Annotated in this window: 13 protein-coding genes and 1 pseudogene; 8 read left to right on the forward strand and 6 right to left on the reverse strand. The window is 59.4% G+C overall.

All coding sequences use genetic code 11. From position 1 onward, the window contains the following. Positions 1–455 precede the first annotated feature (455 nt). Entirely contained in the window at positions 456–1,655 is a 1,200-nt protein-coding gene (locus NQ018_RS10915) for an NAD(P)-dependent malic enzyme (protein WP_257060953.1), read from the reverse strand. Between the two features lie 201 nt (positions 1,656–1,856). Between NQ018_RS10915 and NQ018_RS10920 the strand changes: the two genes are divergently transcribed. From NQ018_RS10920 to NQ018_RS10930, 3 genes are all read left to right on the forward strand, one after another. Then, the gene (locus tag NQ018_RS10920) at positions 1,857–2,087 is read left to right on the forward strand and encodes a hypothetical protein (protein WP_257060954.1); all 231 of its coding nucleotides are present in this window, start codon (positions 1,857–1,859) and stop codon (positions 2,085–2,087) included. 57 nt (positions 2,088–2,144) lie between these two features. Continuing rightward, complete coding sequence (locus NQ018_RS10925) at positions 2,145–3,107, forward strand: helix-turn-helix domain-containing protein (RefSeq protein ID WP_257060955.1); 963 nt, start codon at positions 2,145–2,147, stop codon at positions 3,105–3,107. A 127-nt stretch (positions 3,108–3,234) separates the two neighbouring features. Next, positions 3,235–4,068: a Bax inhibitor-1/YccA family protein gene (locus tag NQ018_RS10930; protein WP_257037742.1), complete on the forward strand. Its 834-nt coding sequence runs from the start codon at positions 3,235–3,237 to the stop codon at positions 4,066–4,068. Between the two features lie 41 nt (positions 4,069–4,109). On the opposite strand, the gene NQ018_RS10935 is transcribed toward NQ018_RS10930, so the two are convergent. The 3 genes from NQ018_RS10935 to NQ018_RS10945 form a co-directional block, all read right to left on the reverse strand. Beyond that, complete coding sequence (locus NQ018_RS10935; RefSeq protein ID WP_257060957.1) at positions 4,110–4,514, reverse strand: hypothetical protein; 405 nt, start codon at positions 4,512–4,514, stop codon at positions 4,110–4,112. A 12-nt stretch (positions 4,515–4,526) separates the two neighbouring features. Continuing rightward, complete coding sequence (gene greA / locus NQ018_RS10940) at positions 4,527–5,051, reverse strand: transcription elongation factor GreA (RefSeq protein WP_257037740.1); 525 nt, start codon at positions 5,049–5,051, stop codon at positions 4,527–4,529. A gap of 138 nt (positions 5,052–5,189) precedes the next feature. After that, positions 5,190–5,678: a DUF4307 domain-containing protein gene (locus NQ018_RS10945; RefSeq protein ID WP_257060959.1), complete on the reverse strand. Its 489-nt coding sequence runs from the start codon at positions 5,676–5,678 to the stop codon at positions 5,190–5,192. A 298-nt stretch (positions 5,679–5,976) separates the two neighbouring features. On the opposite strand from NQ018_RS10945, the gene mca reads away from it, so the two are divergent. From mca to NQ018_RS10965, 4 genes are all read left to right on the forward strand, one after another. After that, positions 5,977–6,840: a mycothiol conjugate amidase Mca gene (gene mca, locus NQ018_RS10950; RefSeq protein ID WP_257060961.1), complete on the forward strand. Its 864-nt coding sequence runs from the start codon at positions 5,977–5,979 to the stop codon at positions 6,838–6,840. Between the two features lie 182 nt (positions 6,841–7,022). Then, positions 7,023–7,295 (forward strand): hypothetical protein, encoded by a 273-nt coding sequence (locus NQ018_RS10955; RefSeq protein ID WP_257037737.1) that lies wholly within the window; start codon positions 7,023–7,025, stop codon positions 7,293–7,295. A gap of 11 nt (positions 7,296–7,306) precedes the next feature. Beyond that, positions 7,307–8,092, forward strand: a complete 786-nt coding sequence (locus NQ018_RS10960) for an isoprenyl transferase (protein ID WP_257060963.1) — start codon at positions 7,307–7,309, stop codon at positions 8,090–8,092. A gap of 2 nt (positions 8,093–8,094) precedes the next feature. After that, positions 8,095–8,589, forward strand: coding sequence for a flavodoxin domain-containing protein (locus NQ018_RS10965; RefSeq protein WP_257060964.1), 495 nt, complete (start codon positions 8,095–8,097; stop codon positions 8,587–8,589). Here the strand turns inward: NQ018_RS10965 and coaA are convergent. Continuing rightward, positions 8,586–9,512, reverse strand: coding sequence for a type I pantothenate kinase (gene coaA, locus NQ018_RS10970; protein WP_257037734.1), 927 nt, complete (start codon positions 9,510–9,512; stop codon positions 8,586–8,588). The two genes, NQ018_RS10965 and coaA, sit on opposite strands and share 4 nt — an antisense overlap. 281 nt (positions 9,513–9,793) lie before the next feature. Between coaA and glyA the strand changes: the two genes are divergently transcribed. Beyond that, a complete protein-coding gene (glyA, locus tag NQ018_RS10975; RefSeq protein WP_257037733.1) occupies positions 9,794–11,083 on the forward strand; it encodes a serine hydroxymethyltransferase in 1,290 nt (429 codons plus the stop codon). A gap of 78 nt (positions 11,084–11,161) precedes the next feature. Here the strand turns inward: glyA and NQ018_RS10980 are convergent. Continuing rightward, a pseudogene (locus tag NQ018_RS10980) lies at positions 11,162–11,830 on the reverse strand (MFS transporter); the annotation flags it as partial. Between the last annotated feature and the right edge of the window lie 125 nt (positions 11,831–11,955).

The following is an 11,955-nucleotide window of genomic DNA, read 5'->3' on the forward strand; positions in this document are numbered from 1 at the left end:
GTCTGCACTCGTCGATCGGTGACGTTCCCCCGATCGAATACGAGCAGGACTACGAGGAATTCAACACCACCCGAAAAGCCCAGTAAGGCTTTTACCTGTAGTCTCCGAAAAACTCAGGCCGATTCAAGAGCGTTTCTTAAGCAGTAACCAGATTGCACCATTGTGGACTATTGCCGGGATCGGGATGTTAATACCCGAAAGTGGTCCTTTTTGGCCTTCAGTGGTTCAAGCCATGGCAAAGCTGTATAAGCACAGTTCAAAGCAATTTTGGGGGCGCGGAAATTTCATTGGAGCATCCGCGGATTTCCACGTCCTATTGACCAACGCCCAGGAGCGCCCACTCAACCCCGGCCTGCGCTCTTTCAACAGCCTTGAAATTTACCTAGGCAGGCAAGGATTCGAGGGGCAATCACGTGCGGCTTCGTAGCCACGGCCGGAGATAGGCACGAAAATAGTTAGGCATTACGCTGCGAAGCGGGTTGCTCCGCGAGGGCTGCCTTTTCCACCGCAGCGGCAACCGCGGGTGCCACGCGGGTGTCCAGGGCTGAGGGGATGATGTAGTCGGCTGCAAGCTCTTCGCCCACAATGGATGCAATTGCCTCGGAGGCGGCGAGCTTCATCGCTGGGGTGATGGACCGCGCCTCGGCGTTCAGGGCACCTTGGAAGATACCTGGGAAGGCCAACACGTTGTTGATTTGGTTGGGCAGGTCCGAACGGCCCGTTGCCACCACCGAGGCGTACTGCTGAGCGAGTTCCGGCTCAATCTCTGGATCGGGGTTTGCCAAGGAAAACAGGAAGGGCTTGGGCGCCATCCGTTGCAGGAGGTTTTCCCCTACATGTCCACGGGAAAGGCCAATGAAGACGTCGGCACCGTCGAATGCCTGGGAGCGGTCGGTGACCCGGCGCGGGTTCGTAATTTCTGCGATCTCGGCTTTCACTGGGATCAGGCCGCCTTCGCGCTGAGGATGGATTACTCCTTGGGAGTCCAGCAGGATGATGTCTTTCACGCCGGCCTCCAGCAGCATCTTGCAGCAGGCGATGCCCGCTGCCCCCGCTCCGGAGATGACGATCCGCAGGTTGCTCAGGTTGCGCCCGGTGAGTTTGCAGGCGTTTTTGATGCCTGCGGTGAGCACGATGGCGGTGCCGTGCTGGTCATCGTGGAACACGGGGATGTCCAGCATTTCATCCAGGCGGCGCTCCACTTCAAAGCAGCGCGGGGCAGAAATGTCCTCCAGATTGATTGCCCCGAAGGAGGAGGCAATGGCCGCGATCGCCGCAATCAGCTTGTCAGGATCAGTTTCATTGACCACGATCGGGATCGCATTCACATCCACAAAAGAGGCAAAGAGTTGGCATTTTCCCTCCATGACCGGCATGGCGGCTTGAGGTCCGATGTTGCCCAGCCCTAGGACCGCGGTGCCGTCGGAAATCACTGCAACCGTGCGCCCGGCGCCGGTGTATCGAGGATAAAGGCTCGGGTCTTCCTCAATTGCGGTGCATACCCGCGCAACGCCTGGGGTGTATGCCAGTGAGAGGTCGTGGCGCGAGCGCAGTGGGCGGGCAGAGGTGACTGCGAGTTTTCCACCTTCGTGGGCGGCAAAGATGGCTTCGTCGGTGAGCTCATCTGCTTGGAAGGGAAGGTCAAAGTAGGTCATGAGGAACTCTTTCGTCTGTGAGCCGCAGCGGACGGAATGGTGTCAAGCCTACTTCTGAGGTGGTGGGAAAGCCGTGGATGCTGGTGTTTTGTGACCAGATCCGCAAAGACGCAGCAATCACCATCAAGGCTTAAGGTTATTCACAGTAAATTACAAGCAAAATGGAATTGCATGGCAAGTATGCGGATTTAGCCTCTGCATATGAATTCGCAGCAAACGCAACTTTCTTCCGTGTCCACCAGTCCCTCCCAGGGAGTATTGGAGGGCACCCACACCTGCTACACCTTGGGCATCGCTGACCCATATCAGGGAAGTTCATGGCGATACGTGCGCGACGAAACCCCGAGCGATCTCAGATCTTTCATCAGGGGCAGCCGCGCACTTGGCGGCGGGCGAGGCGCCACGGTCTACGGGCAGCGGCGCAGCGCTTAACGCACCACAGTGGAAGAAAAGTTAGCCTAACCTACATTCGCTTGATAGGGTAGGTGTATGACTTTGTTGCTGTGGTGCCTGGAAGGCACAGTCACGCTCAATGCGCCCGATAAGATTCTTCCCCTCAGTCAGGGGGAGCTTGGGATCGCCCCGCAAGGAGGCATTGTCACGGGTATCGGAAAGGGTACCGGAAAGGGCACTGGCAAGGCGCTGAGCTTTTCGCCGTTGGGGGTAAGCATGAGCGGCGCCAGCTCCAAGATTGATCTCGGTTCACAATGGGATGAGGCCTGGCTTCACGAGTTCTCCCGCAGCCTCCTTGGCCAACCTGCATCCTCCTGGGTCAAGACACTCCGTAGCGCCGACGTTGCGCTTCCCATCCCCACTGTTCCGCCGCGTAGCCACGCCCCGCAGGCACATTCCGTGGCCCTGCAATTGTTCCGCAGGCCGGCGCTGGGCACGTCGTTACGCGAATTCGCCGCACAAGAATTTGTCAGCGAGCGCACCCTACAGCGCCAATTCCTGCAACACACGGGCCTCTGCTTTGCAGAGTGGCGCGCAGCGGTGCGTGTTGTGAGCGCCGCCGAGATGATCGAAGAGGGGGTGAGCATTGCCGACGCCACCAGGGCGGTAGGGTTCAGCGCCCCAAGTTCGCTCACCAGGGCATTTCGCAGGCACACGGGGCAAAGCCCCGCGCAATTTGTGCGCCAGGGATCAGAGCCCCGAAAGGTGCCGCCAATTCCGTTTCCGGTACCAGGAGCAACGTTTGAGGCGCACGCGAGCAAGGATGTTTCACTGTGGATGTACCGCGGCACGGCAACCGTGACCACGCCGGAGTATTGCCGCTTCATCTCCGCGGGTGATACCGCAACGCTGCCGGCTGGAACCCGCACCAGGATTGATGTGGCGGCGGGCTCGGTTGCCCTCCCTGTTCCACTTGATTTTGCAGGTCACAGTCTGGATGATGTGCTGGAAATTGGAGTGCTTCCCTCCCTTGAATCGAAGTCCCTTCAGGGCGTGTAGCTGGAAGTTGTGGGAGGCGGCGGCTGAAATATGGAAAGGATTTCGTGCTTTTTATACCCCTTTGGGAACTATTTTTCACACGCCCACGTTTGTGTAAGAGAATGACCCGAAGAAAGGAACGCGTTTCATGCGCTCTAGCAATCCAGTGATGAACACGTTGGTGGATCCCCGCCAGCGTCAGATGCAACAGCAGCAGTACAACCCATTTGACCAATACGGTGCGCCAGGAATGGCACCGGGGATGGCTCAGCCCGCTGCCTACGCTGATGAGCGCCCAATGACGGTTGATGACGTGGTCTCCAAGACCGGCATCACCCTCGGCGTGATCATTGCTTTTGCAGTGGTGAACTTTGGCATCTCAGTGTTTGTCAGCGTGGCACTCGGCACCTTGCTCACTTTTGTTGGTGCAATTGGTGGTTTGATCGCAGTGCTGGTGGGCACCTTTGGCAAGAAGTTCGGCTCCGCTGCCGTCACCCTGATCTACGCAGCCTTTGAGGGCTTGTTCGTTGGTGGCATTTCCTTCCTGTTCACCAACACCATGGTGGCTGGTGCTTCTGCAAGCGCCCTGATCGGCCAAGCTGTCCTGGGTACCATCGGCGTGTTCTTGGGCATGCTCTACGTGTACAAGACCGGCGCCATCAAGGTCACCCCGAAGTTCACCCGCCTGCTCACCGCCGGCATTATTGGTGTACTGGTGCTCTCCGTGGGCAACTTGATCATGGCCCTGCTCGGCATGGGCTCCCCATTGCGTGACGGCGGCATGCTCGCCATCATCTTCTCCCTTGTGTGCATTGGGCTGGCGGCTCTGAGCTTCCTGCAGGACTTTGACACCGCAGACAAGCTGATCCGCCAGGGTGCACCAGCCAAGATGGCATGGGGCGTGGCGCTCGGCCTAGCCGTTACCCTGGTGTGGCTCTACACCGAGATCCTGCGCCTGCTCAGCTACTTCCAGCAGCGCTAATAAGCAAATAAGAAACCGCACCTTGGGGAGGTGCGGTTTTTTTATTTGCCCAAGATATGTGTGGTGCTGACCGTGGAATACACCTGGCCGAACCCCGATTCCACTGGGCTGCTCAGGGTGACTCTTACCTTGAAGGAACGGGTATGCGCCCCTTGGCCTTGGATCCGGGTGCCGGTGCCCACCGCGCGGGTGTTGCCCCAAGACTCCCAGGTGATGCCCTCCACCACGTCCGAGCCGTGCTGGCAGTCCACCGTGACACTGCTAGGTGCTCGCTCGGCGGTGCCCACGCAGTCAATGTAGCCAACGTTTGCCAAAGTGGGCACGGCGCGACCCTCGGTGGCGGTAGCTACTTTCGTAGGGGAGTCCACCTCTAAAGAGGGGCTGCAGGCAGCCAAAGTGGCTGCCGCAACCCCGAATCCGAGCGCGAGCGCAAACTTGCTTGTCAAAGTGGTGCCGTCTTAGTTGCTGCCGCGCAGGGTGGCTGCCTTCGTGGAGTCGTAAGGCTCTGCGGAGACCACGGTCACGGAGATGGTTGCGCCGCTAGGAGCGGTGTACTCGCGGGTCTCGCCCTCCTTTGCGCCCAAGATAGCGGCGCCGAGAGGGGACTGCTCGGAGTAGGTCTCCAGGTCCTTGTTGTCAGATGCTGCGGCGCGGGTACCGATGAGGAAGGTTTCCTTATCGTCTTCGTCGCCGTTGTAGTACACGTGCACCACGGTGCCCACGTGTGCAACGCCTTCCACAATGCCAGCGCGCTCGGTGGTGGAGTTCGCAAGGATCTCAGAAATCTGCTTGATGCGAGCCTCTTCCTGGTCCTGCATCTCGCGGGCGGCGTCGTAGCCAGCGTTCTCCTTGAGGTCACCCTCTTCGCGGCGCTCGTTAATCTCAGCGGCAACCACTGGGCGGTGGGCGATCAGGGCGTTGAGCTCTTCTTCCAGCTTCGCCTTGGTCTCCGGCGTGATGTACTGCTTTTGATTGTCAGCCATTGTGAAAAACCTTTACATCGTTGAGGTGAAAATGAAGAAATGCGGCACTACGCGTGCCGCGAATACTCCAACCCTAGCACAATTCACCAGCGGGTTTGGTGGTGGTTGCAGCGGATCGGGTTGCAACCTTCTCCCGAATTAGCGCGTTGGCACATCCAGATAGAAGGGGATGTTCTCTGAGCAGCCGTACACATTGCCGGAAACCGCGGGCTCCCTGGTGTGGATTTGGGTACTGTAGCGTTCATCCGCCACGCCACCAGCGGGGATGATGAGCTCGCGGCGGCCCACCTCGGCCATGTCGTAGTTCAATGCGGTGACAATGCAGTAGTAGTCCCGCTCGGTGTCTTTACGGGAAATGTCGAAGGTGAGTTGGAAGGTGGAGTCGTCAATCACCTCCACGTTGGCTACTTGCCCGTTGATGGTTTTGTTCGCAGTAGACCCCAAGTACTTAGCAAACGCGATCACAATTGCCACCAACATCACCAGCATGAAAATGGCAATGAGTTTGCCGGACAGCGAGCCTTTGGTTGCACTTGCCTTTCCGGTTCCGTACCTGGCGCGGGGGCCGTGAGTGGTGGAGTTACCGGCGGTACCGGAGTTTCCGGGTTGAGGGCGGGTGGTGCTCACAGTGGTGTCTCCCAAAGTTCCGGTAGGTCGCACAGCGTGCAGGCAGAATGATCTTGCAAAGTGTGCGTGTGAAAGTTTTGTCTGTTCGGCCATTGATCTTACCCCCCTTGCCAGGCGCAACTAGTCAGGTGCATTTTGTTAAAGGGAGCCAAAGGGAATTGGGCAAGAGGGTGGCGTCGGTACGCTTTTGAAGTCTCTTCCCGCCGCATTCGGGCGCTACTATGGGAACCTGCACTGGCGCACGCCGCCTTCACCGTAACTACCGAGTTTGAATTTTGTCTTGAAAGGCACATCAACCGTGGGATCTCACCGCCTCCTTGCAATCCATGCACACCCTGATGATGAGTCGAGCAAGGGTGCAGCGACGATGGCCAAGTACGCAGCCGCTGGCCACGAGGTGATGGTGCTCACCTGCACGGGTGGCGAGCGCGGAGACATTCTCAACCCAGCCATGGACCGGCCAGGGGTTCTGGAAAACATCACCGCCATCAGGAAAGAGGAGATGGCGCAAGCGATCAGCGCGCTCGGAGTGCAGCACCACCGGTGGCTTGGATATGTGGATTCCGGCCTGCCCGAGGGTGATCCTTTGCCACCGTTGCCGGAAGGCTGCTTTGCCCTCGCAGATACCGATGAGGTGGTGCAAAAGGTAGTGCAAGTGATTCGGGAGTTTCGCCCAGAGGTGATCATTACCTACGACGAAAACGGGGGATACCCGCACCCTGACCATCTGAAAGTCCATGAGGTCTCCATGATCGCTTGGGAACGCGCGGGTGATCCCACCTACCACTTGGAGTTGGGGGAACCCTGGGAGCCGAAGAAGCTTTACTACACGCATGGCTTTATCCGCCAGCGTATGAAGATGTTTCACGATTTGCTCCTCAGCCAGCAGCAACCCAGCCCGTATGAGGACATGCTGGCGCGCTGGGAGGAGCACAAGGCAGACATCATGGCGCGAGTGACCACCCAGATCGACGCTGCCGAATTCTTTGACGCGCGCGACGCCGCCCTGCGCGCCCACGCAACCCAGATCGACCCAGCCGGGGCGTTCTTTGCAACGCCTACCGACGTCCAACGTCGCCTGTGGCCCACCGAGGAGTTCGAGCTGGCGCGGACGAGGGTGAGCACCGAACTACCGGAAACGGATCTCTTTGCTGGGCTCTAAGGGGATGCGCGGGTTGCAACCGCTGCTTGCAGTGGTTCCCACCCTTGTACCTGCGTGGTACCTGCGTGCTGTACGCAGACGCCGAGGGGTATCGTAGACTCAAGAGAGCAAAATGCACTGCTTGCAAAATCATGCTGCACTGATAATGTGCAGCACCTCGAGTGAAAGCTGGACTGCCTGCGATGATTGATCAACTGCACTTTTTGGCCCAACAAGGCCCTGGCCCTGTGGGCTCGGAGTTTGGTAAGGCATCACCGGTGGGCTGGTTCGTAGTGGTTGCGCTCTTGGTGGCAGTGCTGTTCATTGGTTGGGCGTTTCATCGCCGTTACAGCCGGATGAATCGCCGCCGCATGTTCGCTGAGACTCACGGCATTGATCCTTTTGACGCAGCGGCGCTTGATGCTGCCATGGCAGAGGCCGGCGTACTGGACCAGCGCAAGAAGTACTGGTTCTAGGAGAGCCAACCGTGCCAAAGAAGCTTCGCGCAATCGTTTCCCAGGTGCTCTACCCGCTGTACGAGCGCCGGCTTTTGCGCGAGCTTGAAGGCGTGGCACAGCCGCAGCATGTGGCGATCATGTGTGACGGCAATCGCCGCTGGGCAATCGAGGCCGGCTTTGCGGACGTGTCCCACGGGCACCGGGTGGGAGCGAAGAAGATCGGCGAGATGGTGCGCTGGTGTCAAACCACGGACGTGCAGCTCGTCACCGTGTACCTGCTTTCAACGGAGAACTTGGGGCGCGATTCCTCCGAGCTGGACCTCTTGTTTGACATCATCGGCGATGTGGTAGATGAGCTCGCCCTGAAAGAGACGAACTGCCGCGTGCGCCTAGTGGGGCACCTTGACTTGCTGCCCGAGCCAGTTGCGCGCCGCCTGCGCGAGGCAGCAGATACCACCGCTTCACACACTGGGGTGAACGTCAATGTTGCCGTCGGCTACGGCGGGCGCCAGGAAATTGTAGACGCCGTGCGCTCGTACCTGCTCGAAGAGGCCCAGGCTGGTAGTGGGCTGGAGCAGGCGGCGAACAAGTTAAGCGTGGACGCGATTTCCTCGCACCTCTACACATCGGGGCAGCCAGACCCGGACCTCGTGATCCGCACTTCCGGCGAGCAGCGCCTTTCCGGGTTCCTTTTGTGGCAATCCGCCTATTCCGAAATCTGGTTCACTGACACCTACTGGCCGGCATTCCGCCGCACTGACTTTCTGCGCGCATTGCGCGATTACTCCAAGCGCAGCCGCAGGTTTGGCAAATAATCATGCAGGTACATATCCGCTACTTCTCCGTCTACGGCTCCACGCAGACCTATGCCGAGCATCTCGCAGGGTTGCTGAATACTTCCGCGCACCCTTTGGAAGTTCCGCTTCCCGACGACGCCACCCCGGTCATCGCCCTTTCCCCGGTCCACGGGCCGGTGGTGCAGGCCGCTACCTATGCAAGGAAGATTCAAGGCAGGCCGGTAGCGGTGGCGGCTGTGGGTATGACCCTTCTCGATGTTGCCCGCGAAAAAGACTCCCTGCGCAAACTGGTGCCGGAACACGTAGCCCGCTTTTACCTGCCGGGCAAGTTGGAGTTCAGCACCATGAGCACCGCCCACCGCGCCACCCTGGCCTCTATCAGCACGATGCTGCGCGCGAAGCCGGTGAAATCTGCGAATGACAAAGCAATGATCGCAGCGATGGGCACTGACACTGACCGTATGGATTTTGCGGAGCTCCAGCCGATTGTCCAGTGGGTGCAATCCCTGCGCTAGAGTTTGCGCATCCGGACCCGCTTGACCAGGTGATCAGCACCTTTGGCCAGCACGAGTGAGGCACGAACGCGGGTGGGCAAGATGTTTTCCACGAGGTTCGGGAGGTTAATTGATTGCCAGATACGGCGAGCCTCCGCGATAGCTTCCTTGTCCGTCATGTCCGCGTAGTGGGAAAAGTGCGCGCCGGGGGCGCGGAAGGCAGAGCTGCGCAGTTCCAGGAAGCGGTCAATGTACCAGCGCTCGATGTCAGTGGTATGCGCATCCACGTACACGCTGAAATCAAAGAGGTCTGACACCGTGAGCGTGGGGCCGGTTTGCAGTACGTTCAGGCCCTCCAGGATGAGGATGTCCGGCCTGTTCACCAAGATGTGTTCGTCCGGTACGCGATCGTATGCGGTGTGGGAATACACCGGGGCGCTCACGTTGGCCTTGCCGGATTTCACGTCTGTGACAAAGCGCAGCAACGCGCGGGTGTCATAGCTCTCTGGGTAGCCTTTGCGGTTCATGATCCCCATCTTGGTGAGTTCAGAGGCGGGGAACAGGAAGCCGTCGGTGGTGACAAGGTCCACCCGCGGGTGGGATTCCCAGCGCTGCAGCAGCACCTGGAGGAGGCGTGCAGTGGTAGATTTTCCCACCGCGACGGAACCTGCAACACCGATGATGAACGGCACGTGCGCGGGCTCTTCACCAAGAAAGGCCTCGGTGAGGGAGATGAGTTCTTGGCGCGCCTGGACTTGCATGTGGATTAAACGGGAAAGCGGGAGGTAGACTTCCGCCACTTCCTCAAGGTCGATGTTTTCACCGATACCGCGAAGCTCCACCACCTCTTCTTCGGTGAGCACCTGGGGCATGGATTGCCGCAGCATGCGCCATGCGTCCCGATCAAAGTCGAGGTATGGCGAGGAGTCCTTGATACGAGCCATAGCCCCCATTGTGCCTGCTTGACGTGCAGTAGCGAAATTGCTCCATGGGTAGCCCCGGTCTCCTGCCTCCTCCCGCGCGCCAGTAGCCTGCATTCCTCTGGCCCATGCGCACGTCGGCTCCCTTTGAGTTCGTTGAGATCTAGGCATTACACTTGGGCCTTGACTCATGCCGCATCGGGATTGTCACAACAGCGCACTGGTGGCTTTGGTAGCTGCCACTCGGCGGGTGCCGGGAAGGTGCGCTCACTTTGAAAGTTCCAACTGAAAGGTTTGGCTTTGCCATGACACAAGACATTCGCTACCAAGAACTGAGCGAGTTCGACCCTGAGGTAGCGGGTGCTATCTCCGGGGAGCTGGCCCGCCAGCGCAACACCCTGGAAATGATTGCATCGGAAAACTTTGTGCCACGCGCAGTCCTGCAGGCTCAGGGCTCGGTGTTTACGAACAAGTACGCCGAAGGCTACCCAGGGCGCCGTTACTACGGCGGCTGTGAAAACGCTGACGTTGTGGAGGACCTCGCGCGCGATCGTGCAAAGGCTCTGTTTGGCGCCGAGTTTGCAAACGTGCAGCCCCACGCCGGTGCGCAGGCAAACGCCGCTGTGCTGATGGCCCTGGCAAACCCAGGTGAGAAGATCATGGGCCTTTCCCTGGCCCACGGTGGTCACCTGACCCACGGCATGCACCTCAACTTCTCCGGCAAGCTGTACGAAGTTGCCGCATACGGCGTTGATCCAGAGACGATGCGCCTGGACATGGACAAGGTCCGCGAGATGGCCCTGGAGGAAAAGCCTCAGGTGCTGATCGCCGGCTGGTCCGCGTACCCACGCCAGCAGGATTTCGCCGCATTCCGCTCCATTGCGGATGAGGTCGGCGCGAAGCTGTGGGTGGACATGGCGCACTTTGCCGGCCTGGTTGCCGCCGGCCTGCACCCATCTCCGGTTCCGCACGCAGACGTTGTTTCCACCACCGTCCACAAGACCTTGGGCGGCCCACGCTCCGGCATGATTCTGGCGAAGCAGGAGTGGGCGAAGAAGCTCAACTCCGCTGTATTCCCAGGTCAGCAGGGCGGCCCGCTCATGCACGCAGTCGCGGCGAAGGCCGTGGCCATGAAGTTCGCCGGCACTCCAGAGTTCAAGGAGCGCCAGGAGCGCACCATTGAGGGCGCGAAGATCATCGCGGAGCGTCTCACTGCCGACGACGTCAAGGCGGCAGGTGTGGACGTCCTCACCGGCGGCACCGACGTGCACTTGGTGCTGGTTGACCTGCGCAATTCCCAGCTTGACGGCCAGCAGGCCGAGGATCTGCTCCACGAGGTGGGCATCACGGTGAACCGCAACGCGGTGCCGTTCGACCCACGCCCCCCAATGGTGACCTCTGGTCTGCGCATCGGCACCCCAGCGCTGGCTACCCGCGGCTTTGATGCCCAGGCGTTCGCCAAGGTGGCAGATATCATCGCTGAGGCCCTCATCGGTGGCGCTCAGGCCGATGTGGAGTCGCTGCGTGCTCGCGTGACCGCCTTGGCTGAGGAGATTCCTCTCTACCCTGGGCTGGAGGAGTGGAAGCTCGTCTAAAAGCTTCGGTCTGTGAAACATTTAGGGCCTGGTTCCGGTTTTGGTTCGGAGCCAGGCCCTTTGTGTTGCATTTGGCGCTTACTCCGCCGCTTCCATCTCTAGAATCCGGGTGGTGTTGCGCAGCGGTTCGTGTTTGATGAAGAGCACCAGCGCAAAGGCTGCAGCCACCAATGGCATGAGAACTACGAAGACTGGGGTGAGGGCATCGTTGTAGGAGCTCACAAAGATCTCGCGGAGTGCGTCTGGCATTTGATGCACGAGCGCCGGGGTGACCTCATTGGTTTCCACCATAATCTCTTGTTGCCCGGCAGGCTGTTGCGCCGCCATCGCGCTGAGGCGCTCGGTAAGCAGGTCGTTGAGGTTGCCCACAAAGATGCCGCCCACCAAAGCGGTGCCAATGGAGGCGCCGATCTGGCGGAAGAAGTTGTTCACGCTGGTTGCCGTGCCAACCACCTCTAGAGGGAGGGTGTTTTGCACAATAAGGATCAGGATTTGCATGGTCAGGCCCAGACCAATGCCGAAGATGAACAGGTACGCCCCGAGCTTCCAAAGCGGAGTATCGGCGGTAAGGCTGTGGAACAGGAACATGCTGCCAAAGGTGATGATGAGGCCGATGATAGGGAAGTGGCGGTACGCTCCGGTGCGAGTGACCAATTGACCTGACCAAATGGAGCAGCCCATCATGCCAACCATCATTGGGATCATCATGTAGCCGGCTTCCGTGGCGGAAATCCCGGACACCATCTGGGGTTGCCCGCAAATCGTGGACACGTAGTGGAGCTACCTAGTGGTTAGGCAGCTATTTCTTTGCTGCTGTTGATTGCACCGGCGTGGTTCTCGAAGTCGACGGGGCTGACCATCCCGAGTGCAGA

This window comes from Corynebacterium kozikiae, assembly GCF_024580965.1.
GTDB lineage: Bacteria > Actinomycetota > Actinomycetes > Mycobacteriales > Mycobacteriaceae > Corynebacterium > Corynebacterium kozikiae.